General features: G+C 48.9%; 15 protein-coding genes. 7 read left to right on the forward strand and 8 right to left on the reverse strand.

Features of this window, described 5'->3' with window-relative positions:
- Positions 1 to 153: 153 nt before the first annotated feature.
- The 3 genes from gldL to gldN all read left to right on the forward strand — a co-directional run bounded on the left by gldL (position 154) and on the right by gldN (position 3,410).
- Positions 154 to 774 (forward strand): gliding motility protein GldL, encoded by a 621-nt coding sequence (gldL, locus tag ACEW9O_RS20560; RefSeq protein ID WP_373552080.1) that lies wholly within the window; start codon positions 154 to 156, stop codon positions 772 to 774.
- Between the two features lie 48 nt (positions 775 to 822).
- Positions 823 to 2,391, forward strand: a complete 1,569-nt coding sequence (gldM, locus tag ACEW9O_RS20565; protein ID WP_373552081.1) for a gliding motility protein GldM — start codon at positions 823 to 825, stop codon at positions 2,389 to 2,391.
- A gap of 155 nt (positions 2,392 to 2,546) precedes the next feature.
- Positions 2,547 to 3,410 carry a gliding motility protein GldN gene (gene gldN, locus ACEW9O_RS20570; protein WP_373552082.1) on the forward strand — a complete coding sequence of 288 codons (864 nt, stop codon included), beginning with the start codon at positions 2,547 to 2,549 and terminating at the stop codon, positions 3,408 to 3,410.
- Between the two features lie 112 nt (positions 3,411 to 3,522).
- Here the strand turns inward: gldN and ACEW9O_RS20575 are convergent, their stop codons facing one another.
- Positions 3,523 to 5,427 (reverse strand): AAA domain-containing protein, encoded by a 1,905-nt coding sequence (locus ACEW9O_RS20575; protein WP_373552083.1) that lies wholly within the window; start codon positions 5,425 to 5,427, stop codon positions 3,523 to 3,525.
- A 189-nt stretch (positions 5,428 to 5,616) separates the two neighbouring features.
- On the opposite strand from ACEW9O_RS20575, the gene ACEW9O_RS20580 reads away from it, so the two are divergent.
- Complete coding sequence (locus ACEW9O_RS20580; RefSeq protein WP_373552084.1) at positions 5,617 to 7,434, forward strand: ABC transporter ATP-binding protein; 1,818 nt, start codon at positions 5,617 to 5,619, stop codon at positions 7,432 to 7,434.
- Positions 7,435 to 7,529: 95 nt separating this feature from the next.
- Here ACEW9O_RS20580 and ACEW9O_RS20585 read toward each other — a convergent pair whose 3' ends face one another.
- The 6 genes from ACEW9O_RS20585 to ACEW9O_RS20610 all read right to left on the reverse strand — a co-directional run bounded on the left by ACEW9O_RS20585 (position 7,530) and on the right by ACEW9O_RS20610 (position 16,605).
- Positions 7,530 to 8,660 carry a BamA/TamA family outer membrane protein gene (locus tag ACEW9O_RS20585; protein WP_373552085.1) on the reverse strand — a complete coding sequence of 377 codons (1,131 nt, stop codon included), beginning with the start codon at positions 8,658 to 8,660 and terminating at the stop codon, positions 7,530 to 7,532.
- Positions 8,661 to 8,766: 106 nt separating this feature from the next.
- Positions 8,767 to 10,914, reverse strand: a complete 2,148-nt coding sequence (locus tag ACEW9O_RS20590; protein WP_373552086.1) for a c-type cytochrome domain-containing protein — start codon at positions 10,912 to 10,914, stop codon at positions 8,767 to 8,769.
- Between the two features lie 112 nt (positions 10,915 to 11,026).
- On the reverse strand, positions 11,027 to 12,481 hold the full coding sequence (locus ACEW9O_RS20595; RefSeq protein WP_373552087.1) for a DUF1501 domain-containing protein: 1,455 nt from the start codon (positions 12,479 to 12,481) through the stop codon (positions 11,027 to 11,029).
- A gap of 7 nt (positions 12,482 to 12,488) precedes the next feature.
- Positions 12,489 to 14,819 (reverse strand): DUF1553 domain-containing protein, encoded by a 2,331-nt coding sequence (locus ACEW9O_RS20600; RefSeq protein WP_373552088.1) that lies wholly within the window; start codon positions 14,817 to 14,819, stop codon positions 12,489 to 12,491.
- A 387-nt stretch (positions 14,820 to 15,206) separates the two neighbouring features.
- Positions 15,207 to 15,452: a 7TM-DISM domain-containing protein gene (locus tag ACEW9O_RS20605; protein WP_373552089.1), complete on the reverse strand. Its 246-nt coding sequence runs from the start codon at positions 15,450 to 15,452 to the stop codon at positions 15,207 to 15,209.
- A 172-nt stretch (positions 15,453 to 15,624) separates the two neighbouring features.
- Positions 15,625 to 16,605: an SPFH domain-containing protein gene (locus tag ACEW9O_RS20610; protein WP_373552090.1), complete on the reverse strand. Its 981-nt coding sequence runs from the start codon at positions 16,603 to 16,605 to the stop codon at positions 15,625 to 15,627.
- 223 nt (positions 16,606 to 16,828) lie between these two features.
- Between ACEW9O_RS20610 and ACEW9O_RS20615 the strand changes: the two genes are divergently transcribed.
- Positions 16,829 to 18,559 carry an IlvD/Edd family dehydratase gene (locus ACEW9O_RS20615; RefSeq protein ID WP_373552091.1) on the forward strand — a complete coding sequence of 577 codons (1,731 nt, stop codon included), beginning with the start codon at positions 16,829 to 16,831 and terminating at the stop codon, positions 18,557 to 18,559.
- A 420-nt stretch (positions 18,560 to 18,979) separates the two neighbouring features.
- The gene (locus ACEW9O_RS20620) at positions 18,980 to 19,735 is read left to right on the forward strand and encodes an SDR family NAD(P)-dependent oxidoreductase (RefSeq protein WP_373552092.1); all 756 of its coding nucleotides are present in this window, start codon (positions 18,980 to 18,982) and stop codon (positions 19,733 to 19,735) included.
- A 201-nt stretch (positions 19,736 to 19,936) separates the two neighbouring features.
- On the opposite strand, the gene ACEW9O_RS20625 is transcribed toward ACEW9O_RS20620, so the two are convergent.
- Positions 19,937 to 22,105: a glycoside hydrolase family 9 protein gene (locus tag ACEW9O_RS20625; protein ID WP_373552093.1), complete on the reverse strand. Its 2,169-nt coding sequence runs from the start codon at positions 22,103 to 22,105 to the stop codon at positions 19,937 to 19,939.
- Positions 22,106 to 22,539: 434 nt separating this feature from the next.
- On the opposite strand from ACEW9O_RS20625, the gene ACEW9O_RS20630 reads away from it, so the two are divergent.
- Entirely contained in the window at positions 22,540 to 24,987 is a 2,448-nt protein-coding gene (locus tag ACEW9O_RS20630; RefSeq protein WP_373552094.1) for an ABC transporter permease, read from the forward strand.
- The last annotated feature ends 111 nt before the right edge of the window (positions 24,988 to 25,098 follow it).

A 25,098-nucleotide genomic window follows, 5' to 3' on the forward strand; every position in this document is an offset into this window, starting at 1 on the left:
AGCGCCGGATGCTGAGCGAAGCCGAAGCATTCAACTTTTTCCACAAAAAACTGTAACCTTGTCCCGAATCTCCATTATTGTGATTGTAACCTGGGTAAAAAATCCCAACGAACAACCATATTCTTTGTCTAACCATCAAAAAAATCCTGAACAATGAGCTTCCTGAAATCGAAAGGATTCAAGTACCTCAAAAACCTTGTCATTGGTGTTGGTGCATCCGTAGTACTGCTTGGTGCACTTTTCAAAATTATGTCTTGGCCTCTCGCCGACGAAATGTTGATTCTCGGTATGATTACGGAGGCTATTCTCTTCCTCTTCATCGGTGTAATCGGCCCGGATAAAGACTACTACTGGGAAAAACTATACCCAGGTTTGGATAGCTATAATTCTCCTATGCAGCCAATGACGCCTGGTCTCACCACGATCACTGCTCCTGTAAATACTCCAGCCCTGAACGGTGAGGTAGTAGAACAACAATTGGGTGGCATGTTGCAAGAACTGCAAGGTATGTCTAGAAGCCTGGGCTCGCTGAAAGCGCTGCAAGAAGTAGACTTCTCCGGCACCAAAGAACAGCTCAAGTCAATGAACAACTTCTACACCAAGTTGAACGAAGCTATGGCGGACTTGATTGACTCTGCTGAAGAAACCAAAGTGGTGAAAGAGGGTTTGACGGATCTGAACAAAAACATTTCCAAGCTGAACACGACTTATTCTTCTCTGAATAATGTATATGGCTCGGTGATCACGGCTATGGCCAACGTCAACAAAGGGTAATCGGTCCCATTTCGGAATCATTTTTCTAACCCGGAAAAAAGAAAAAACATGTCAATTCCAAAGGAGCCGCGGCAGTTAATGATTAACATCATGTACCTCGTGTTAACTGCCATGCTTGCCCTCAACGTTTCTGCAAAGATCATCAATGCCTTTTTTGTGATCGATAAAGGTATTAAAAACAGTAGCAGTGTTCTGAATGATTCGAACGATAAAACGGTGTTGAACCTTGCCGACGCAGTAAAAACCAACCCCAGTGTCTATGGGCGGTTGAATACTGCTGCTAAAGAAGTGCAAACTTTGTCAAAAGAATTCAACGGCTACGTTGAAAGCTTGCGCGAAGCAATGGTTAAAGAAACCGGAGGCTACTATCCCGCAGATGACGCGCACCATGCGGGTCAACCAAAAGGATATAAAAACAAGGATATTACAACCCGCTACATGGTCACACAAAAAAATGGTGACAAACTTTTTGATCGCATCAACGAGACGCACGAGAAGCTGGTCACTATTTTGAGAGGCCTCAAAGGTATTTCCTTGATCAATGATAAAACCATTGCCGAGCAGGAAGCCAACATCACCCTTAAAGTAGGAAAGGATGACTGGAAGAAAGAAAGGGGTGTGAGTACTTGGTCGGAATATACCTTCAAACAACTTCCTCTTGCAGCAGCTTTCCCTTTGTTGTCCAAATATCAGCAGGACATGAAGAGTAGTGAAGCGGCAATTTTGAACTTTTTGCTGAGCCAGGTTGGTGCAGTGGAATTCAAAGTTGACAATTTCATTCCTATTTCTTCAGCAAAGAAAAGTTACATCATTGCTGGTGAAGCTTTTGAATCAGATATTTCAGTTGGCGCTACTTCTAAGTCGATTACCGAAAACGTCGTCATTACCGTAAATGGTCGTGCACTTTCAGTAGTTGATGGTGTTGCAAAATTTACTGAAACTAGTTCTGGAACGGGGGTTCGTCCTTACAAAGTAGCGGTTACTTTGACTAACCCTTCCACCAACGAGCGCAAAACCTACACCAAAGATTTTGAATACGAAGTTGGCCGCCGTTCGGTAACTGTTTCGGCAGACAAGATGAACGTGTTCTACATGGGGGTTGATAACCCAGTATCTGTAGTAGCTGCTGGTGTATCCAGCAACGAATTGAGAGTATCGGGAAGTGGTGTTTCTCTTTCTGGTGGCGGTGGTAAGTATACAGCTCGTGTATCCTCTCCTGGACGGGCAACAGTTACGGTGTCTGGTGGTGGATTGAAAGCTACTGCGTTTGAATTCCGAGTTAAACCAATTCCAGACCCAGTTGCGAAAATCAACAATACCACGGGTGGTGAGATTGGCAACGGGGTATTGAAGGCACAGGGCGGAGTAATCCCAGTACTGGAAAACTTCGACTTCGAAGCACGCTGCGACATCTTAGGTTACAACGTGATTTACATCCCACGTCGTCAAGACCCTATTCAGGTCTCTAACCCAGGCGGTGCATTCGGTGCTCAGGCTCGAAACATTATCAATCAGGCCAAGCCCGGTGATTCCTATATTTTTGACAACATTCGTGCAAAATGCCCTGGAGATGCGGCGGGTCGGAAGATCAACCAAGTCACCTTCAAAGTGCAATAATACGGCATATGTATACATTGGATGCTGCATTTTTTCAAGGATGAAATCCATTTGATCGTTTGAGAAAATTTTTAAGAATCCGTTATACTACTGTACCCAATAAACTCGTTTATTGGGTACAGTTTTTTGTCAAAGTAAAAAGCAAAAATATGAAAATGGCCGCCAAATTATTCGGTCTTCTTTTTATCCTGTGTATCGCTGTTGGCCCTCTGGCGGCGCAGCAGATCGATATCATCCAAACGGAGTCGGGTCCCACCGATGGTTTGCCCAACCCGATCGATGATGTGGTTGAGAGCAGCATTACGGCCAAAAAACGCGTGCTTCCCTACGACCAACCCCGTGAAGCAGACATTTTTTGGAAGAAGCGCATTTGGCGGATCATTGATGTACGGGAAAAAATGAACCTTCCGTTCGCTTATCCTAAACGCCCCTTCGTAACAATTTTGTTGGAAGCCATCAATAGCAAAGAGAAGCCTCTGCGCATTTTTGCCGATGAAGAATTCAAAACCCGCCTCGACACCTCTGCTGTAAACGGCCTGTTGTACAAAATCGATACGGTAATGGTGACTGACCCCGTTACTTACGAGCAAAAACAACAGATCATCAAAAGTGATGTCGACCTTACTGCGGATGTTCAACGTATTCGGGTAAAAGAAATCTGGTTCTTCGACAAAGAATCATCCACCATGCAGGTACGTATCCTGGGCGTTGCTCCGGTATTGCCTATCAAAACCTCTACCGGGGATAAAGTGGGTGAAAACGTCTTGTTTTGGATTTATTACCCAGATGCCCGTGAGTTGTTGGCACGCGAAAAAGTGTTCAACGACCAAAACGATGGTGCACCAATGACCTGGGAAGACGTGTTTGAGATGCGTTACTTCTCCAGCTACATCTACAAAACTTCCAACGTAAAAGACCTGCGTTTGCAAGATCAGTTCACTGGCCGCGATCTGCTGCTGGAAGCTGACAAGATCAAGCAGGAAATCTTTAACCTGGAACATGACCTTTGGACTTATTAAGCGAATAGCTAAAAGCCAAAAGTAAAAAGCAAAGGCTCCGGCATCGATAAATTCGATAAGCAGGAGCCTTTGTTTTTCACTCTTCACTCTTCACTCTTCACTCTTCACTCTTTCAACTCTGCATATACTCCCAAGCACTCCGATACTCACCCACCTGCTCGCAATAGGTCAGAAACTCGCCATAAAATTTGTTGTTGCCAATCGTGGCGCTATCACCTACAATAATCAGCTGTTTCCGAGCCCGCGTCATCGCTACGTTCATGCGCCGATAATCGCTCAGGAAACCGATTTCGCCCTTCACATTTGAGCGCACCAGCGAGATAAACACTACGTCTTTTTCCTGCCCTTGAAAACCATCGATGGTATTGATGTCCAAATCCAGTTTGCTGAGCAAGGGATCACCCTTCAATTCTTCCTGAATGTGCATGACTTGTTCTCGATAGGGAGAGATGATGGCGATAGAGGGAGGTTCTTTTTCCAAAAAGGCTTCTGCCAACAGGTACAAGTGCTCGCGCAGAATTTGAAATTCTTCGGGGTTGTATTTGCTTTGATAGGCATGGTGCACTTTTTCATCAAAACCACAACCCGCAGTGTCAATAAAAATGACCGGAGCATTGAGCTCAATCTCCAATTTCCGGTCCTTTACCATGGGGGCGGCCGTCAGTTCGTTTTTGTAAAACTGACGGTTGCTGAAGCCCATAATGGCTTCGTTCATGCGGTATTGGATATTGAGGAGGTTGACCTGATGCAGCCGCTTCAGGCATTTTTCAATCATGGTGATGTTGAAGCCTTTTTTGGCTGCCTCCAATGATTTGACCGTAGGGGGCAACTGGAAGGGATCACCGGTAAGCACTACTTTGGAGGCTTTGGTAATCGGAATCCAGGTGGCAGGCTCCAGGGCCTGTGCGGCTTCGTCGACAATAACCGTGCGGAACTTGCGCTGATCGAGCACCGGATGCGCCGCGCCCACCAGGGTACAAGAGATGACCTGCGCGTCGTCCAGAATCATATCGATGAGGCGTTGCTCTAGCGAGTTGGCCCAAGCCGAAAGCTCCGCTGCTTCCTGCTCCATTTTTTTGCGTTCTTCGTAGGCTTCGTAGCCCCGTTTGCTGCGCAAACGATTGGCCTGGCGGCGGCATTCAGCGGCTTGAATTTTAACCTTTTTGACATTTTTGCTCTCCGGGTGTTGGGAGATTTGGTACTCCAGGGTGTGCTTGACAATGCTCTCATCTACCCTTGAAATGTTGCCCACCCGCACCACACGCAAGTCTTGCTCCGCCAGTTTTTCACTCAATAAATCTACTGCTGTATTGCTGGGTGCAGTGACGAGCACCGTTTTTTCCCTTTCCGCCAGCAATTTAATGGCTTGCACCAGGGTGGTGGTTTTACCCGTGCCTGGGGGGCCATGAATAACGGCGACTTCTTGTGCGGCCAGGATTTGGGTTACGGCCAGGTTTTGCGAAGGATTGAGGGAGGCGATTTTAATGGGCGTTTCGATGGGGGAAAAATGGGCTGGTTTTAGACCAAGCAGTACGGAACGCAATTCTTGCAAACGTCCCTTAGGTGCGGAGATGACCTTTTGCATCGCCTTTTCCATTTCGATGTAGGTACGTTCATCAAACAAAATATCTACCGAGAGTTGCCCCATGCCGATCCAGTCCGGCAAATCGCGGGTATTGAGGATGATGCGCATTTTGTCTTTATCCACGTAATACACCACGCCATTGCGTTCGGGATTGTGTACATCGCTGTGCTGGGTATAAAAACGTACGGTTTTGCCCGCGCGAAACTGGTGCTCTTGCCCTTTACCCTGCGTGCGTTCCACCACCACAAAGGCCCGTTCTCCAATCGTATATCCTTGCTGGATCGCATTTAAGGGATACCAGGCCAGCCCCTTCGCTCGCCGCTGCTCTGGACTGAGGCTGTCCATCACTTTGCGGTGCTGTTCGAAGTCTTCCTTTTTTTCGATTTTTAACAATTCGAGGATACCGATCAATTCTTGCAACTCATTCTCCATACTGGTAAAGGTAAGGAAGAAGTTGAAATGTTGAAATGTTGAAGAGTTGAGGAGTTGAGAAAGTTGAGGCTACCGCGAGTGACTTAGACAAGGACTTTGTCAAAATCGCTCGCGGTAGCCTCAACCTTCTCAACTCCTCAACTTTCTCAACCATTAAACTTTTCTCCCGGTTTATTGTAATTTCATGTTATGAGTACTACGTCAAAAAAAGTCAAACTGGCCGACCAGTTTTCCGCGCTAAAAAATCTACCCTCGTTTTTTGCCCTGATTTGGCAAACCGAACCCCGTCTGGCGACCATCAACATCATTTTGCGCCTCTTGAAGGCCGGTGTACCTTTACTTACCCTTTATCTGGGCAAGTTGATTGTGGACGAAATCATTCGTTTGATCAATGCGCCTGAAAAAGACCTGAGCCAATTGTGGACTTGGGTGGGTGCTGAATTTGCCATTGTGATTGTTTCGGATTTTCTCAACCGGGGTATTGGCTTGACTGAGAACCTGTTGGGAGACCTAGTCTCCAACCGTACCTCAGTTGACATCATGCAACATGCGGCCAAGTTAGACTTGTTTCAGTTTGAAAACCCCGAATTTTATGACAAAATGGAACGCGCGCGCCGCCAAACAACGAATAGAACGGTGCTGATGTCACAAGTGTTGACCCAATTTCAGGACATCATCACCATTCTTTTTCTGGGCGCGGGTTTGATAGCCTTCAATCCGTGGTTGATTCTGATCCTGATCGTAGCCGTGATTCCCTCTTTTTTGGGCGAATCCTATTTCAATCAACAATCTTATTCTTTGTCCCTGAACTGGACGCCCGAACGACGAGAATTGGATTACCTACGCTACATCGGTGCCAGCGACGAAACCGCCAAGGAGGTCAAAATTTTCAACCTCTCCAATTTTATCATCGAACGTTTCAAAAAACTCTCCCACCAATATTTTCTGGCCAATCGCAAGATTGTGATCAAACGTTCCTTTTGGGGGCTTTTGTTGGCAGCGCTGGGTTCAATGGCCTATTATGGTGCCTATATTTTGATCACACTTCAAACCGTGGGTGGTGTAATTACGATAGGATCGCTTACTTTTTTGACCGGCTCATTCCAACGTTTGCATGGCCTGCTGGAAGGGGTGATGACCCGTTTTTCCAAAATTGCCGAAAGCGCCTTGTACCTCAAAGACCTCTTTGATTTTTTCAACATAGAGCCGGAAATCACCTCTAAGCCGGGCAGCCAGCATTTTCCAGATAAAATACAAAGTGGTTTTGTTTTTGAAAACGTCAGTTTCAAGTACCCTGACCAGGAGCGTTGGGCCATTCGCAACCTGTCTTTCACACTCAATGCAGGTGAGAAATTAGCTCTGGTGGGTGAGAATGGCGCGGGGAAAACAACTTTGGTCAAACTCCTGGCTCGTTTGTATGAACCCACCGAAGGACGTATCCTCATCGATGGGGTAGACCTCCGGGATTACAACCTTCAATCGCTGCGCCAAAACATTGGCATCATTTTTCAGGATTACATCCGCTTCCAATTAACGGCAGGCGAGAACATTGCGGTAGGCAACATCCTGCACAAAGATGAACGAGATGATGTGTTGGAATCAGCCGAAAAAAGCCTGGCCAATACGGTCATCGAACAACTGCCCGAGCGTTACGAACAAATGTTGGGTCGGCGTTTCAAAAACGGCGTGGAATTATCGGGGGGGCAATGGCAAAAAATCGCCCTCGGGCGTGCCTACATGCGCAATGCCCAATTGTTGATTCTTGACGAACCCACATCAGCCCTGGACGCCCGTGCCGAACACGAAGTTTTCCAACGTTTTGCGGAATTGATCTCGGGTAAGTCCGCGGTATTGATCTCACACCGTTTTTCCACAGTACGTATGGCTGACCGCATTTTGGTACTGGAAAATGGGCAATTGGAAGAAATTGGTAGCCATGAAGAGCTGCTGGCAAAAAAAGGGAAATACGCCGAACTGTTTACCCTCCAAGCGCAAGGATACCTGTAGGGACACCCCTACGTGGGTGTCCGTGCTATGGGTGTCCACATAGGGACGCCTCTACGGGATGTCCATCGATTGGGCGTCCACAAAGGACGCCCAATTCAAAACGACTCCCCAAAAGTCAAATAAAATCCCTGATTTTTCACGCCAATCCCATAATCTGCCCGAATGTTCAGTTTTTGTTTTTTATCCACCTGAAAGCGAACGCCTAGACCAACATTTGGCCTGATTTTGGCTGATTCTCCGGGTGTACCAAAAACAGTACCTACTCCTGTAAACACCGCACCCCCAATTCTCCCGAAAAGCTCTCGTCGCAATTCAGCTTGAGCCAACAAAAGGTGATCATCCCGGTATTTTCCTTCAAAATAACCACGCAGGCGCTTAGTACCTCCCAAGAAAGCAGTGTTAAAAAATGGAGCATCTCCTACGGTACCAATAGCCATTCCGTGTAAGGCCAGCACATTCTTTTCTCCAAGCGCAAAATACTTGGCGGCATCTATGCTGAAGCGAGAATATTTGTAATCAGATCCGGTCCAACTGTTTTCAAAAAACAAAGAAGATTCAATGAACCAACCCTTGGTGGGATAAAAGCGGTTGTTGCGGGTATCTTTCCACCACACCAAACCCGCTCCCGCCGACTGACCTCCTTGCCATCCGATGATGTTTTTTTGGAGCAGCAGACCACTGGAGTCGTATTGCGTAATGTTGAAGTTGTCGTAAGCGAGGCGCAGCCCAAACGCATTGCCGTTTTTGACATTTCGCAATAGGGTGATGCGCACCCTGGGAAATTCGGTGGTGTATTTTTCCAAATAATCGTTGTCGATGTTGTTGCCAATTCCAAAAAATTGGTACACGTAACGAAACCAGCCTACTTCACCAAAAGCCACATATTTTTCCCTTCCAAAATAAATCTGGTAAGGAAACCAGACCAACAATTGTTTTCTTTGGGTATAAGCAAGGCTAAAAGTAACATTTGAAGGCTGGGGAGTTCCTGCTGGCCTGAAAGTTGCAATGCCGCCTGCTCCTAAACCCAATCTGGTGTCTGGTGAATAAAAAACGAGGGGAATTGCAAAAATCTTGACTTTTTTTTGTGGGTTTGTATCGACCTTGACTAAGGAGTTGAGTGTATCTGCTTGTTCATTGGCTTCCAATTGGGAAACCACCGCAGATTCCTGCGCAAAACTGGTCAAAGTTATACAAGTCAACAAAATCCATAAGCTTAAGCGGTGCATAGCGAGTTTTAGTGCTAAATACGACCGAGCTTTGATTATTGATCTAGCCTGGGTAAAAAACAATCCAGAATTGTGCAGGATACGTTCCCGTTACGACAATTGCTCGTTAATTGATCAGCACCTCATCCACAAAGAGCCAACCCGGTTCCCCTTTCCCCCGGTGCCACTTCGGCAATTTGGCAATGGGTTTGCTCACCACTTTCAAATAGGCGTATTTCCCTGGTTTGACCTTGCAGTCGTAATAACGATTGCCGTATTGTGGCCCCTCGGGAATCGGGAAACTTTGGGTACCTATTTTTTCCCATTGCCCTTTGGTATTGCCGCCCCAAACTTCCAAACTCACTGGTGGGGTAATATAGGCATTGTCAATGAGCAGGATGCCGATGCTCACTTTTTGGATTTCAGGTGGATTTTTAAAAAAGCACTCTACGTCCAAGTTAGCCGTACTGTGAAAACCCAACCATCCATCATTGACGGTGTGATTGGGGCCACCTTTGGCCAAGTTAAAAATAACGGAATCGCCCCCCCCCATGTATTTGGGGTCGGCGGGTGTTTTTAGCTCAAAACGATCGGGGATAAAGCGGGTCTTTTTGAAAGCCAATGAATCCATAACACTGGCGTGCCAGCCATCTAACTCGGCCCGATATTTGATTTGTAGGTCGTTTTTAACCAAAATTGGGTCTTTATAGACCTTGCCAATCCCCTTTTCTCCTTCGGGATTGCGGCCATCGGTGGTGTAATAAATTTTGACGCCATGCAGAGGATGACTGAGTACCAGCTCCGTAGAGTTTTGAAAATAGGCTACTGGTTTTTCAGCGATGGGTTTGTTGAGTTGCAGCACGGCGGTATCGGGCGGAGTTCCCAAATCCAGTTTCATGCTGCCTGCTTTTTTGCGCAATTGGGCCAATTCTTTTTCTTGAAGTGGATTGCCCCAGAGGTACAGGTGCAACTGCTTGCTGCCCAATAAGGGTTCAATGTCTTTGGCTTTCAACTGATTCGCGTGCAGCTTAAGCACCTGCAAGTGTTTCAATTGAAGCAGCTCTGGCAGGGTTTTTCCGGTAATTTTGGTTCGGCCCAAACCCAACTCTCGCAAATTTTCCAAATCCGCAATGGCACTGATTTCCTTATCGGTCACTGGCGCACCGGAAGTTTCCAGTCGATAAATGTTCTTACTGATTTTTTGCAATTTTTTGAACACATCCGCCTGATAATCCTGGTGATTGAGCACCACAACTTCCAAATAGGGGCTGCCTTGTGCCAAGGGCCGGATGTTGCAAAAATTACTCTTGAGCGATTCAATGTTTTTTTCGGAAGCGGAGGGAATTTTAGGTAAGGCCGCTGCTGCCGTGGGGATACTTTTGGTCCAGATCGCCAAAGTGTCGTTGGGCAAATATGCGCTCACTTTGGCACCAAAATCAGCGCCTTTTTTGATCCAAAAATGGATGATTTTCAACTCATCCGGGGTCAGTTGGGGCTTCCCGGCGGGTGGCATGTGTCGGTCGTCATTTTCGGGTAGATGGGCCGCAATGATCATGTGGCTGGAATCGGGTAGGAAGGGGATAAAAATGGGGCCATTTTCCCCACCTTTTTTAAAACCTTCCAAAGTAGTCATCAGCAGGTCGCCCTTGGTTTTGTTGGGATTGTGGCAGTTGAAGCACTTTTTTTCCAGGATCGGACGCACTACATCCCGAAATACTTCCGCCTTTTGCACATCCGCCATTACTGGGCTTGCGGCAGCAGTAGGTCGAATGGGTTCTAGTAAAAAATTGCTACCGTGGGTCAACACTCCACCTTGGTGTCCACAAATGAGGGTGAGCGCTAGCGTAGCCAAACCAAAAGGCACAAACCCAGCCCGCAAGCTGCCTTTCCCAAATCGCCAGGCCAAATACCCGGCCCCCAGTGTCAAGGCTGCTGCTGAATATTTGTGCCAATTCAAGGTGGCTTCGTCATAACCCCCTTCGCGGGATAAAAACAGACCAAATAGGGCGGTCAGGGCCGTAATAGAGGCAGTGACCGACCAAAATTCCATCTTCCGAGCCCAGGCTGCCATTTCGTATTTGGCGGGAAACAAAAGCCCGATACCTCCCACTGCGGCCAGCGTAATGGGGAAGTGTAAAATCAAAGGGTGCATCCGCCCCAAAACGGCCAGGAAGGCGGGGAGCTGGATGTATTTTTCAAAAACCAGCAAAAAAACGAGTAGAATGCTCAGGAAAAAGCGCAGGTTTTCGAGTATGGAGACAAAGCGAGTATTCATTGTGTACGACTGTTTAGTGTCCGCCTTCGGCGAGGATTTTGGGCCACAAATTCAAGTACAAACTTCGATTGTACATCACTACTGAGGTGATTTGATTGATTAACTGGTTTGTTTACGCCATGATCCCCGGCACCACCTTCCCACTCACATCCGTCAATCGGTACCGCCGCCCCTGGTGTTTAAAGATCAACTTCTCGTGGTCGAGGCCCATTAGGTTCATGATAGTGGCCTGGAAATCGTGGATGTGTACAGGGTCTTTTGCAATGTTGTAGCTAAAATCGTCGGTTTCACCGTAAGTGATCCCTGGCTTGATTCCACCGCCCGCCATAAAAATGCTGAAGCAGCGGGGGTGGTGATCGCGGCCATAATTGTCGGCCTTAAACTCCCCTTGGCAATACACGGTACGTCCAAACTCACCGCCCCAAATGACCAGGGTATCTTCCAGCAAACCTCTTTGTTTCAGGTCGGTGATCAAGGCTGCTGAAGCTTGATCTACGTCTTTGGCCTGGCCACCCATTTCATTGGGCAGGTTGCCGTGCTGATCCCAGCCTTGGTGGTAAAGTTGGACAAAACGCACCCCGCGCTCAGCCAAACGCCGCGCCAGCAAACAATTGGCGGCATAAGTGCCCGGCACCAAACAATCGGGCCCATACAATTTCACCGTATAATCCGACTCGTCTTTCAAGTCCATCAGCTCAGGCACCGAAGTTTGCATGCGGTAGGCCATTTCGTATTGCTGGATGCGCGCCAGGGTTTCGGGGTCGCCCATTTGCTCGTAGCTGTTTTGGTTCAATGCGGCAATTTGGTCCAACATCTGCCGCCGCTCGGCTTGGCTCATACCTTCCGGGTCTTTGAGGTACAACACGGGGTTTTTACCCCCGCGCAACATCACGCCCTGGTGCACGGAATCAAGGAATCCGCTGCCCCAAAGATGGGCGTACAAACCCTGACTATTGCCCTTGCCCCGACTGGTCAGCACCATAAAAGCGGGCAGGTTTTCATTTTCACTACCTAAGCCATAACTCATCCAGGCGCCCATACTCGGGCGACCCGATTGTTGGTTGCCAGTTTGGAAAAAAGTGATGGCCGGGTCGTGGTTAATGGCTTCGGTATTCAGGGTACGGATCACACAAATGTCGTCGGCAATTTTGCCAATGTGGGGAAAAAAGTCGCTGATCCAGGTGCCGTTTTGCCCGTATTGTTTGAAGTTGATGTAGGACGGCGCGATCGGGAAGGCACTTTGTCCACTGGTCATCCCGGTTAAGCGTTGGCCTTGTCGGATGGATGCAGGGAGCTCCTGGCCAAACATTTCGCGCAGTTTGGGCTTGTAATCGAAGGTTTCCAATTGGGAAGGTGCCCCCGACTGGAAGAGGTAAATGATGCGTTTGGCCTTGGGTGCAAAGTGCGACAGGCCAGGCAACATGGCCGCCAAGTCGTCTTCATTACCTTTCCACAAATCGGGAATCAGCAGGGAGCCCAAGGCCAGTGAACCGATGCCGATGCTCATTTTGGAGAAGAAAGCACGGCGGTTGATATTGAGTTTGGATTCGAGAATTTCCTTTTGCATGATCAAACTACTTTGTGATGGTTTCATCCATGTTGTAAATGATTTGGACCACTTCGCTGAGGGCAGCGCATTCGCTGGGGTTGACGCCTTTGGCTTGAGCGACTTCGCCGACTTGGAGCATTTTTTCCGCACGGTTTTTATCGGTTTGTAATTCCTTGCGCCGCATTTGGTAATAAGCCAGCAGTTGTTTCAGCTCCGAACTTTCCGGGCTGCGGGCCAGGATGCGCTCAAAAGCCTTGCTGACTGCCGTTTCCCCATTGCCCGTTTTTTTGAGCAAATTGGCCGCCAGCCAGCGCGCTGCTTCCAACATTTGTGGGTCATTCAGCATATTGAGTGCTTGCAGCGGCGTGTTGGTGCTGGTGCGTTTGGGCGTGCAGTAATCACGCATTGGCGCATCGAAGGTCAGCATGAAGGGTGGCGGAGCGGTGCGCTTCCAAAAGGTATACAAACTTCGTCGGTAGAGTTTTTCTTTTTTGTCCTGCTTGTAAAACATCAGCGGCCCACGGCCAGGGTTCATGTCTTCCCACAATCCTTCGGGTTGGTAGGGTTTTACACTGGGGCCGCCCACTTCTGGGTTGATCAGATTAGAGGTAGCCAACCAGTTGTCGCGGATCATCTCGGCGCTCATGCGCATGCGCGGCCCACGGGCGAGGTAGCGGTTTTCGGGGTCAAGTTCCTGCTTGCGTTTGCTGATGGCCGCCGATTGCTGGTAAGCTGCGGAGAGGACAATTTGTCGGATCAGGCGTTTGACATCCCAGCCATTGTCGCGGAAATCGACCGCCAACCAATCCAGTAACTCGGGATGGGTCGGCAATTCGCCCTGGTTGCCAAAGTCTTCTGAGGATTTGACAATACCCGTGCCAAAAAACTCCATCCACATGCGGTTGGTAAACACCCGGGCAGTAAGAGGGTGTTTGGGACTGAACAGCCATTCGGCTAGCCCGGCGCGATCGGCTTTGAATTTTTTGTCAAAGGCCAGCACCGCTTTGGGGGTTCCACGTTGTACGGAATCCGCATGAGCGTCGTATTGGCCCCGCTTGAGGATGTAAGTGGTACGTGGCTTGGGCAACTCCTCCATAATCATCACCACGGCCGTATCAGTAGGCTTTTTGTTGATAAATGGCAAAGTGTCGCGCACCGTGGCATTGTGGATGTACATGCGGGGTGGATCGGCCAGCGAAACGGCGGAAATATCGCCAAATAGCCCCACTTCGGGTACACTATTGAAAAAGGAAAACAGCTCATAATATTCCTTCTGGGTGATCGGGTCGTACTTGTGATCGTGGCATTTTGAGCACTCCATCGTCAGGCCCATGAAGGCTTTGCTGAAGGTATTGGTGCGGTCGGTGACGTATTCAATGCGGTATTCCTCCTGAATGACGCCCCCTTCCTGGGTAATTTTGTGGTTGCGGTTGAAACCCGTGGCCAGCAGCATTTCTTTGGTCGGACTAGGCAATAAGTCACCCGCGATTTGCCAGCTCACAAAGCGGTTGAACGGCATATTGGTATTGAAGGCGTGGATGACCCAGTCGCGCCAGGGCCACATCGTGCGCGGCCCGTCGTCCTGGTAGCCGTGTGAGTCGGCGTAGCGGGACACGTCGAGCCAATGTGTGGCCATTCGCTCGCCAAAAGTAGGCAGCTTCAAAAGGTAATCGACCAGGCGGCGGTAATTGGCTGGCGAATCATCCGCACCGAATTTTTTCATCACGGCCTCGGTAGGTGGCAGTCCGGTAAGGTCGAGGCAAACGCGGCGGATCAGGCGGGGCCATTCTTCGCGGTCGTTGGGCTCCAAGCGCATATCTTGCATTTTGGCGAGTACCCAGCGGTCGATGGGGCTATCCCAGTTCTCGTTTTTGACTTTGGGCAGGGGGGCTTTTTGGGGCAGAATAAAAGCCCAGTGTTTTTGGTATTTCGCTCCCTGGGCAATCCAGCGCCGGATGATGGTTTTTTCCGTTTCATTCAGGCTGAGGTTGCTGTTGGGTGGGGGCATCAGTTGGTCCGGGTCTTCGTGGTTGAGGCGACGCCACATTTCGCTGCCTTCGGGCTTGCCGGGCACGACCACGAACTGGTCTTTGTGCTTCTCCAAGGCCTGAAAGAGTCCTTCTTTGGTGTCCAATCGCAAATCTGCCTCGCGCTTTTGGGCATCGGGGCCGTGGCACTTGAAGCAACGGTCGGACAAAATGGGTTTGACGTGAAAGTTAAAATCGACAACATCGGGTAGGGCTGTCCCCAAAGCGTCGGGGCCTTTGGCGCATTCCGACAGCAGCAAAATGCTACCAATGGCGCCTAGTCCAGCCAGCCATAGCCAATATTTTTTGGTTTTATTGCCTCTCTGCATGATCCTTTGTAGTTTAATCTGACACAGGTGAAAATAGGGAAATCCTTTTGCCGGGGTGAAGATTAATAAAAAAATTTAAAAATAACGTTTTGGCGGATAGGAAGAATGATATGCTAAGATAAAAAAATTGTGAAAGGATTTATTTGGAAAATTATGCTCTCAGCAATGCATCGTAGCGTTAGCCCTTTGTGGCTGCCCCATCCAAGTTTTCGATACCATCCAATTATCCCCAATCTTTCCCCCACAAATCCCTTCCCCTTTTCTACATAAATGCAGCGAAGCTGCTACTGCATAATGTGACAATCAAATTATTCATCCTGAGGAAAATTTTCCAAACGCTTGCAGTTGCATCGATTCAACGGTTCGTTGAGTAGTGCTGCGTTCGTTTTATTCCCACAAAAAGAGGTTAAAGTTGAGTGGGAGGAGCATCGGTGCAAAGTAAAGGATACATACCATAGAATCCCCTGCAGGCAGGTCGATGGGGATTTGGAAATTTTGATGTAAAATAGGACGCTGTTTGAAAATTCGCTTGACGCCTAAAGTATCGGCGCGTAGGAGAACGGGCACAGGATCGGCCTGAAATTGATAATGCCTCAATTCCGTAAAATTGGGATTGACCAATTCCAACAACAAAGACTAGGTATGCTTGCTCCGATTGACCACACGATAGCGCAAGCAATGGTTTTTTAAAACAACACCTGAGCAAACCCTTTTGTCGCCTGTATGGGCTTAAGTTAGCCCAAATTACAGATATACCATGAAGCGCCCTCACCAGATTTGGTGAGAGTGCTTCATGGATGGAACATTATTTTTGTTCCTTTTCCAGATAAATTTCTTCTTTGGGGGCATCCAGCACCTTTACATTGGGATTGGGTTTTGCATTTTTGATCTTCATTTGCTCGGCCAATTCTTGTGTACTCACAAAGGAAGTGATCATTTGGGTCAACATGTCACTGGCCGCCGTGGGTGCGTTGGGCAACAAAATCAGGTTACTGTGGCTGTGCTGACCAATTTGTTGCAGGGTGTCATAATGCTGGGTAACCAGGATTAAAGCAGAAGCTTCCTGTGAATTGATGCCCACTTTGTTGAGCAAATCCACCGATTCCTCCAAACCTCGCGCAATTTCCCGGCGCTGATCAGCGATACCCTGACCTTGTAGGCGTTTGGATTCGGCTTCAGCTTTGGCACGGGCTACGATGCGGATGCGCTCCGATTCAGCTTCGTATTCTGCGGCCAGTTTTTGGCGTTCGGCAGCGTTGATGTGGTTCATGGCATTTTTTACAGCCTGATCGGGATCGATGTCCGTTACCAAGGCTTTGATGATGCCATAACCATAATCATTCATGGCTTCTTCCAATTCGCGGCGAATGGCAAGGGCAACATCGTCTTTGCGTTCAAACACATCGTCGAGGCGCATTTTGGGTACTTCGGCGCGCACCGTATCAAATACATACGCGGTAATTTGCTCGGTAGGGTTCTGAAGTTTGTAAAACGCATCGTAAATGCTGTCGGACAGTACGTTGAATTGTACCGAAACCTTCAAGCGGACGAAAACGTTGTCTTTGGTCTTGGTCTCCACAACAACGTCCAATTGCTGGATTTTTAGGTTGAGACGGCCCGCCGTGCGGTCCAGGAAGGGGATTTTGAACTGCAGGCCCGCGGTCCGTACGCTGTGGAATTTGCCAAAACGTTCGATCACCAGAGCGGTTTGCTGTTTTACGGTAAAAATACCGGAGAAAAACAGAAACAAAGCGAAAAAGACTAGAATGAAAAATGTGATACCCATGTTGCTTCAGGTTTTTAGATGGCATGAATTTATGAAAAAAATGTGGGATTAACATAGTTTAGGCTTTTTACTTACACACACTTATTTGCAAATATGCCAATTGTGCCCTTTGAAGTCAATTTTTATCGATGGGAGCAAGGTTTTTCCTAATTTTCTTAGCTATTTTTTCGTCCGATCATCTTTCCACCGCTATCTTTATTGCCAAACATTAGCGCAAGAAAACATGAGCAAACAAAACTCTGAAGAAAATCAATCACCCCTGCGTAGCCAGGGCTGGTTTGGAAAAAAAGGGAAAGACGGCTTCATTTACCGCGCCTGGATGAAAAACCAGGGCATTCCCGATCACGAATTTAGAGGCAAACCCGTCATTGGCATTTGTAATACCTGGTCGGAATTCACTCCCTGCAATGCCCATTTCCGCGAATTGGCCGAATCGGTCAAACACGGCATTTATGAAGCAGGTGGTTTCCCCGTCGAGTTTCCTGTAATGTCCCTCGGCGAAACGCTCATCAAGCCCACTGCCATGTTGTACCGCAACCTGGCCAGTATGGACGTAGAGGAATCGATTCGGGCCAACCCCATGGATGCCGTAGTACTCCTGTGTGGTTGCGATAAAACTACCCCTTCGTTGGTGATGGGAGCTTGTAGTGTCAACATTCCTACGCTGGTGGTGTCGGGTGGCCCTATGCTGACGGGCAAATACAAGGGGGGTGACATTGGTACCTCCGATGTTTGGCGTTTCAATGAAGCCTTCAAAACGGGGCAAATGAGCGAAGAGGAATTCCGCGACGCCGAGGCCTGTATGGGCCGTAGCCGGGGCCATTGCGCCGTAATGGGTACGGCTTCCACCATGGCTTGTATGGTGGAAGCCCTTGGATTGTCACTTCCTGGCAACGCCGCCATCCCTGCCCCAGATTCCCGCCGTAAGGTATTGGCGCATTACTCGGGCATGCGTATTGTGGAAATGGTGAAGGAAAACCTCCGCCTTTCTGATATCCTCACCCGCGAAGCTTTTGAAAATGCCATCATGGTCAATGCGGCCATTGGCGGTTACACCAATGCCGTGATCCATTTGCTAGCTATGGCCGGGCGCATTGGGGTTGAATTGAGCCTCGACGATTTTGACGTGCATTCCCGCGGAGTACCGCTCTTGGCCAACCTACAGCCTTCGGGACAGTTCTTCATGGAGGATTTTTATTATGCTGGTGGCCTGCCCGCGCTGATGCGTGAGATGGGGGACATGTTGCACCCGGCCATCACGGTCAATGGTCGGCCCATCACCGACAATGCCAAGGAATTCGACAACTACAATAAAGCCATCATCGGCGACCTGGAACAACCCATCAACCCACTTTCGGGGATTGTAGTGGTCAAAGGGAATTTGGCCGAAGATGGTGCCGTCATCAAAACTTCAGCGGCCACTCCGGAATTGCTCAAGCACCGGGGCCGGGCAGTAGTTTTTGAAAACATCGAAGATTACCATGCCCGCATCGATGATCCAGAATTGGACATTGACGAAAGTTGTGTCATGGTACTCAAATCCGTAGGGCCCAAAGGATATCCTGGGATGCCTGAAGTTGGCAATATGGCCTTACCCATCAAATTATTGGAAAAGGGTGTAAAAGACATGGTGCGCATTTCCGATGGCCGGATGAGTGGAACGGGCTTTGGCACCGTGGTGCTGCACATCTCGCCGGAATCAGCAGCAGGGGGAACGCTAGGCTTGGTGCAGAATGGAGACTTTATTGAGTTGGATGTCGATGCACGCAGCCTTAATCTGGAAGTAAGTGAGGAAGAATTGGCCAAGCGTAGAGCCGTCTGGCAGTCTCCAACTTTTGAAGCCAGAGGGTACGTGTATTTGTACCAGCAGCACGTCACCCAATCCCACTTGGGCGCAGATCTGGATTTCCTCAAAGGTGGATCGGGCGATTCAGTAACGCGGGATTCGCATTAGAACCAAGGTTCCAGAGTTCCAAGGTTCAGCCGGTCACTGAGCGAAGTCGAAGTGCCGGCTGAACCTTGGAACCCTGGAACCAGCCTCTAAGGCTTGGCAAAAAATGTGCTGAATTGAACGAGATTCTGAGCTTACGAACAGCGGCATTAGCCGCCAAACGTCTGTAGTAAAAGGAACGAAGATGGATTTTAAAGGTACATAGTACCGAAACATTTACCGTTTGTTCCGGTGCTCTGCACCTTTAATGCTTTGCTTGGCCTGAATGCTACAGACGTTTCGCGGCTAATGCCGCTGGTCGTGAACACGAAATAGCACAATTTATATAACTTTTTGTCGCAACAATTTTATAAAACTTAGAGTCGGACGACAACCCTGGAACCTTGGAACCAGGAACCTTGAAACCCTCTTCAACCCTAACCCATGTCATTTACAGGAAAAGTTGCGCTGGTCACCGGTGCCGGCCAAGGCATCGGCTACGAAATATGTCGACAGTTGGCGCTGCGGGGAGCAGCTGTTTTGCTCAATGATCGGGACCCGGAATTGGCTGAATGTGCCGCTGAAGAAATCCGCTGGGAAGGGGGCAATTGTTTGGCTTGTGCTGGGGATGTGAGCCAGATTGCCGTTATTGAAAGTATGGTCCAAACCTGTGTGAAAGAATTTGGCCGTCTCGATATCGCCATTGCCAATGCGGGCATCACCCATTTTGGCGATTTTTGGACTTTTCAACCCACCCAATTCGAAGAAGTGATGAACCTCAACATGCGGGGTACGTTTTTTTTGGCGCAAGTTGCAGCCAAACAAATGCGTGTGCAGGGCGAAGGAGGGAGTTTGTTACTGATGTCCTCGGTGGTGGGGGTTCAGGCACACAAAAACCTGGGCGCTTATGCCATGACCAAGGGGGGAATCCAGATTTTGGCCAAAAACCTGGTGGTGGAACTGTCGCCCTACGGCATCACTTGTAATGCCGTGGCACCAGGGGCAACCGCGACTGAACGTACCTTAAACGATCCTGAATACGATCAGGTCTGGTCTACCATCACCCCGATGGGGCGGCCCGCCAGTCCGCTGGACATTGCGGAAGCTGCCTTGTTTTTGGTGTCGCCACAAGCTCGGCACATTACCGGGCAAACATTGGTGGTGGATGGGGGTTGGACGGCGGTGAGTGTACAGCCTTGAGGTTTAGCTGAGGTGAATCTAAGGTTTCTATAGTTCCTTAGGTGGTAAAAAAGAAAAAACCTGCTACGCAGGGTATTCTTTCACCACCTAAGAAACCTAAGACACTCAAGAAATCACTTAAGCAGCAATGCCGCAGATACACTTACAGGTTCAGCAATGATATTTTGGTCAAAAATCCCTAAAATTCGGGATAACAAATCTTTACCGCACCAACACCTTTTTCACCCCTACCCCACTTTCCGTCTGTAGCTCCAACAAGTACACTCCAGAAGGAACCTTGTTTACCATCACTTCAAGCCTGTTTTCTCCAGACAGGACATCCACCTTTTTTTCCCACAACAGCCGTCCTTGTACATCGCGAAGGCGAAGGGTGCTGGGACCAGCCTCTTCCGCCTCGTACACCAATGTAAATACGCCCTGGTTGGGTTGGGGCACAATCTGCATCCGCGTGTCCAACCTGGCTACATCTTCCAAACTAGTAGCTGGACTACAACCCGCGCCCGCACCGATAATTCGACTCAGGAGCGCGATATAAGCCCCCTGATAATAAATGGCGGGTTCACTGATTTCCCAGGAGTTTTCGGGCCAACTGAAGTTCCAATCTTTGTAACTCTTTTGTGGTGGTTGGGCGGCGGGCGGAGAGATCGTTTTTACTGAAAAATCCTTGTTTGGCCCTCCAGTCACGTAGCCCGGTGGTGGGCCTTTGGGCGAGGTCAAGGCATTGTCCCAATCGGATTTGTCTTTGTACCAGTGGTGATACAGTTCATTCACACATTTTTCGCCCCCATAAGCGTACATGTTGCTGAGCATGACCATGGTCAGTGGATTCACCCCGTGGAGCCAATGCAGGTACTGCTCGGCTACCTCCCGATACAGCGCATGTTGGGGCGTATTGATGCCAAAATGGATAAAGTCCAGGTTGAGCAGCCCCGAATTGGATCGGATGTTGTTGCTGCCCCAGTGGTGCGCCCAATCCTCCATGTGGGCCCGGTAAAGGTCACTTTTGTTTTGATAATTGTTGATGGAAAAGGCATAGTTCATACCGGCCTTCTGGCTCCGGATTTTGCTGACTGCCGCCAAAGTAGCATTGGGCATTCCGGCATATTTGAGCAAAGCAAAACAAACGCCCATGTTGTAAGGGTGCCAATAATTTTCATTTACGGGCCGAATTTTGTCATAGTGGGCATCAATGTGGGTTTTGTAAGTCGCATTACCCGTCGCTTCGAACAGGTAGATGGCGGCGGCTACCGCGTTGCCCAATTGGCTGCCCGCATCCCGGTCGGCATCGCCAGAGGTGATGTTTTGGTCGTCACAGGCGGTTTCAAAAGTGCTCAGGTTTTGGGTGGTGACCAGGGCTCTGGCCCAGGCTTTGACGGCGCGGTCGATCAGGTCTTGGCCGTAAGCTTGCAGGGTTGGATCAGCCAGGGATTTGTAGACCTGTCCGGCGCAGGCAAAAATAGCAGCGCCCGTGATGGTGGCCGAAGTGCATTCTCCCACCCAATAGCGGGGTCGCGTATCCAGGCTGGGCAGGGCAGGCACTTCGTTAAAATTGTCGACCCCCACCTTGATCATGAAACCATTGGTGCCCGTGGCGTCTTGCATCCGTTTGAGCCAGTCCAGTTCCCATTTGATTTCATCGAGCAGGTCGGGGATGCCATTGCCCGATTCAGGGATGTTGTAATTGTCTTTAAAAACTGTAGGATTGAGGCGATAAGCCTCCAACATATTGAGCAGTGGGTCAAAAGTAAAGGTGGTGTACTTGTTGGGATCACCTGCATCAAACCAGCCTCCGCTCAGGTCGCGGGCAGTTGCTGAGTTACTTTTGTCGTAACGGCTACGGGCGGCTTTGTCTTGGTTCGGGCCGCCATAGCAGGCAGCGTCCACCCATTTGGCGTCTACATAAGGTATGTTTTTGGCAAAATTGATCCTTTGGTAAAAAAACATGCGCACAGCCTGGCGCAGCACTTCATCGTACACCTGATCCCCGATTTCAAACCGAAAAGAGCCGACCTGATTGGCCAAATCGTACAGGTAATAGGTGCCAGGGGTGGTGACGCTGCTGAAATCAAACCACCAACCCCGGTCGCCGGATTGGCTGTGGGTGTTGCCATTGTTCCAGACTTGCAGGGTGCCACTGAACACGACCTGGTCATTGTCCCAGCGGCGTACCTGGTATTGGTTGTTGCCCAGCCCCGGCGAGAACGTTTCGCTGGCGTTGAACCCCGCCTGAGGATCGGCAATGACGGCTATTTTTTTGGATTGACAGAAGTAGCCGAATTGGTCAACTTTGATGAATTCGGTGGTTTTGGAGGGGCCCGACCAGAGGGAAAGACTGGAAATCAGTAGGGATAAAACAAGGAAGCTGCGCATGGGTTGAATTTGAATAAATGACGCATCAGGATACCAGAGTCGGATACCTGAAAACAAAATGGTTTGCGCTAGTGGAAGATACAGGTCAACAAGGTAAATGCTTTTTGTGAAAAAACGGTCGCCACGCTTGGGAATTATTCAGGCATACTGTATCTCAAGGGGAAGTTCTTTGACATGCTGAGCGCATCCCAAAATCTTAATGCGGCCATATACGCTCAGCATGGTTCTTTTGATCCAGTTCCAATGCTGTCCAGCCCTGTACACCAGTTGTTCGAATTCGGACAGCCTCGCCGTGTATTTCTTTTCAAATAAGCTATCAATCAGGTTTTTACAAAACATGGCACAGTTTGTGGTCAGGTAGCGGTGTACTGACCCGACATTTTTTCCCTTGAACAAGCCTCCTTATTCTCTGTTACACTCCAAAATCACGCTACATGCTCAGCAACTACTTCAAACTCTCCTTACGGCGTTTGCGCAAAAACGCATTTTTCAGTGTACTCCAAGTAGGCGGCCTGGCCTTGGGTATTGCGGCGGCCTTATTGTTGTGGTCCTACATCAGTACCGAGTGGTCTTTTAATCGCTACCATGAAAAAGCCGATCAATTGTACCGTGTGTTGGTCATGGATAAAGATGGGGTGGTCAGCGATTATACTCCTCCCGCAATGGCACCCTGGCTCAAGCGGGAGTTTCCAGAGGTGAAAGCTTTTGCCCGAACCAATGGCAATGGTGAGGGGGTCGTATCCAGTTTTGGCACTAGCCTCAATGCCGACAAGCCCCGGAATGCCTTCCGAGAAGCGACAAGCCTGACCTATGCTGATGGGGATGTTTTCCGCTTGTTCAGTTTTGAGCCTAAAGCTGGAAAGCTCAACATTGACCAGGCGCAGGAAGTAGCCATTTCGGAATCTTACGCCAAAAAATACTTTGACAATGACGATCCGCTCGGGATGGTCATTCAGCTGGACAATCAGTTTGGCGGGCTTCCCTATACCGTGGTTGGCGTATTCAAAGACATGCCTGCAATTTCTGATTATCGTTTTGACCTTTTGTTTTCGCTGCGTACCCTTGAAAATCCGGCAAACCTGAACGGCAATGACTGGGCAGCGCTCGATACCTGGTATTCGGATTCTTACGCCAGTTTTGTGGAGTTACAACCCAATACTTCCATTGCTGCGCTGGAGAAAAAAGTCAATGCCAGTTTGAAAAAACAATTCCCCGACAACGAAGCGTCCATTCGTTTGCAAGCACTGACCCAAATGCACCTGGGCAAGAGCAATAGTGACCCCTACCCTACTTTTGGCAACCGTAGTTTGATCCTGGCGTTGGGTGCCATCACCTTTTTGATCCTCTTCATTGCCTGGGTCAATTACGTCAACTTATCGACCGCCCAAGGCTACCAACAAACCCAAAATGTAGGCATTCGCCGCACCATTGGCGCATCGCGAAGCAGCGTGGCCGTACAATACTTCATGGATTCATTGCTGCTGACTACCCTGGGTATTTTTTTCGCCATACCGCTGATTATGCTATTTCGCCCCAGTGTTTTGGCGCTGACTGGCCGTGACATCAATCCTTTTGCACTGTTTGGGCAATCTTATCTATGGATTTTTATGGCGGTGGTTCTGTTGGGTACTGCGGTGGCAGCAGCCTATGTAGCCTGGCTTTTATCAGGCATCAAACCCATCCAAATGTTGAGCAAACAAACCCAAAGCCCCCGTTCGGGCCTGGGCATGCGCAATGTGTTGGTGGTTACCCAATTTGCCATTTCCATCTTGTTTATCGTAGGGACATTGATCATGCAACGGCAATTGCAGTACATGCAAAACAAAGACTTAGGCATGAACCTGAATCAGGTGGTGGTGCTGCGCGGCCCTGAAGGGAGCAATGCTGAAGAAAAAAAGAAAAACCTTAACGTATTGCGCAGTGAATTGGCAAATTTCTCCTGGGTTAAAGATTTTTGTTTTACCGGCTGTTTACCGGGTGGGACTTTTAGTCAAAACTTTCAGACGGCGGGCTTTAGCTCCAAATTTTCAGATGCGGAAGGGGCCAAACAAAGTTACGTTATGGGCATGGTTGACCATTTGTTTCAGCCCACTTATGAAATTCCTTTTGTGGCTGGAGAAAATTTTTCAGCCGATGACGCCCGCAATGGCTACAGTGTCAGCAATACCCTGCTGCTCAATGAAACGGCTGCCCGCCAGATGGGTTTCGACACCCCGGCGGAGGCGGCAGGACAATCGGTGAAATGGAACGACCAAACCTTGCTGGTGAAAGGCGTGCTCAAAGACTATCACCACCGGGGCCTGCAACAAGCCATTGATCCAATGGTTTTTTTGCCAGCCAGCAATTCCAATTTGATCAGCGTTCGGCTTAGTGCGCAGGATTTACCCGTTCATTTGGCCCAACTCAAAACCTTGTATGGGAAATTGTTCCCCAACGAGCCCTATGACTATTATTTTGAACAAGAAGATTTTGACAAACAGTACCTCGCTGAGCAGCGCTTGGGCAACATTGCCAGCTCGGCTGCTTTGATTGCCATCTTGTTGTCCTGCATGGGTTTGTTGGGTTTGATCACCCATTCGATCGGTCGCCGTACCAAGGAGATTGGGATTCGTAAAGTGTTGGGTGCTTCCATCACCAGTGTGACTGGCTTGTTGACCTATGATTTCCTGAAACTCGTGGTCATTGCCATCTTTATTGCCAGCCCGGTTGCCTGGTATTTTATGGGACAATGGTTGGGCAATTTTGCTTACCACATTGATATTGAATGGTGGATGTTTGCACTGGCGGGCGCTTTGGCTTTGTTGATTGCCTTCTTAACGGTGAGTATTCAAAGTGTAAAAGCGGCGATGGTTAATCCGGTGGAGGTTTTAAAAAGTGAATAAACCCAAGGTTTTAAATAAAACCAAAGCGACTTTTTTAAGCACAAAGGACACCAAGGAGGGCACAAAGGACACCAAGAAGTCGTCAACGTCTAACTTTGTGTCCTTTGTGCT

The sequence above is a fragment of the Haliscomenobacter sp. genome (assembly GCF_041740695.1).
GTDB lineage: Bacteria > Bacteroidota > Bacteroidia > Chitinophagales > Saprospiraceae > Haliscomenobacter.

Excerpts from the sequence above, each read along its gene's own strand:
- ACEW9O_RS20575 (WP_373552083.1), bottom strand. The coding sequence starts at position 5,427 with ATGGAGAATGAGTTGCAAGAATTGATCGGTATCCTCGAATTGTTAAAA.
- ACEW9O_RS20625 (WP_373552093.1), bottom strand. The coding sequence starts at position 22,105 with ATGCGCAGCTTCCTTGTTTTATCCCTACTGATTTCCAGTCTTTCCCTC.
- ACEW9O_RS20585 (WP_373552085.1), bottom strand. The coding sequence starts at position 8,660 with ATGCACCGCTTAAGCTTATGGATTTTGTTGACTTGTATAACTTTGACC.
- ACEW9O_RS20595 (WP_373552087.1), bottom strand. The coding sequence starts at position 12,481 with ATGCAAAAGGAAATTCTCGAATCCAAACTCAATATCAACCGCCGTGCT.
- gldM (WP_373552081.1), top strand. The coding sequence starts at position 823 with ATGTCAATTCCAAAGGAGCCGCGGCAGTTAATGATTAACATCATGTAC.
- ACEW9O_RS20620 (WP_373552092.1), top strand. The coding sequence starts at position 18,980 with ATGTCATTTACAGGAAAAGTTGCGCTGGTCACCGGTGCCGGCCAAGGC.
- gldL (WP_373552080.1), top strand. The coding sequence starts at position 154 with ATGAGCTTCCTGAAATCGAAAGGATTCAAGTACCTCAAAAACCTTGTC.
- ACEW9O_RS20610 (WP_373552090.1), bottom strand. The coding sequence starts at position 16,605 with ATGGGTATCACATTTTTCATTCTAGTCTTTTTCGCTTTGTTTCTGTTT.
- ACEW9O_RS20615 (WP_373552091.1), top strand. The coding sequence starts at position 16,829 with ATGAGCAAACAAAACTCTGAAGAAAATCAATCACCCCTGCGTAGCCAG.
- gldN (WP_373552082.1), top strand. The coding sequence starts at position 2,547 with ATGGCCGCCAAATTATTCGGTCTTCTTTTTATCCTGTGTATCGCTGTT.
- ACEW9O_RS20600 (WP_373552088.1), bottom strand. The coding sequence starts at position 14,819 with ATGCAGAGAGGCAATAAAACCAAAAAATATTGGCTATGGCTGGCTGGA.
- ACEW9O_RS20580 (WP_373552084.1), top strand. The coding sequence starts at position 5,617 with ATGAGTACTACGTCAAAAAAAGTCAAACTGGCCGACCAGTTTTCCGCG.
- ACEW9O_RS20590 (WP_373552086.1), bottom strand. The coding sequence starts at position 10,914 with ATGAATACTCGCTTTGTCTCCATACTCGAAAACCTGCGCTTTTTCCTG.
- ACEW9O_RS20630 (WP_373552094.1), top strand. The coding sequence starts at position 22,540 with ATGCTCAGCAACTACTTCAAACTCTCCTTACGGCGTTTGCGCAAAAAC.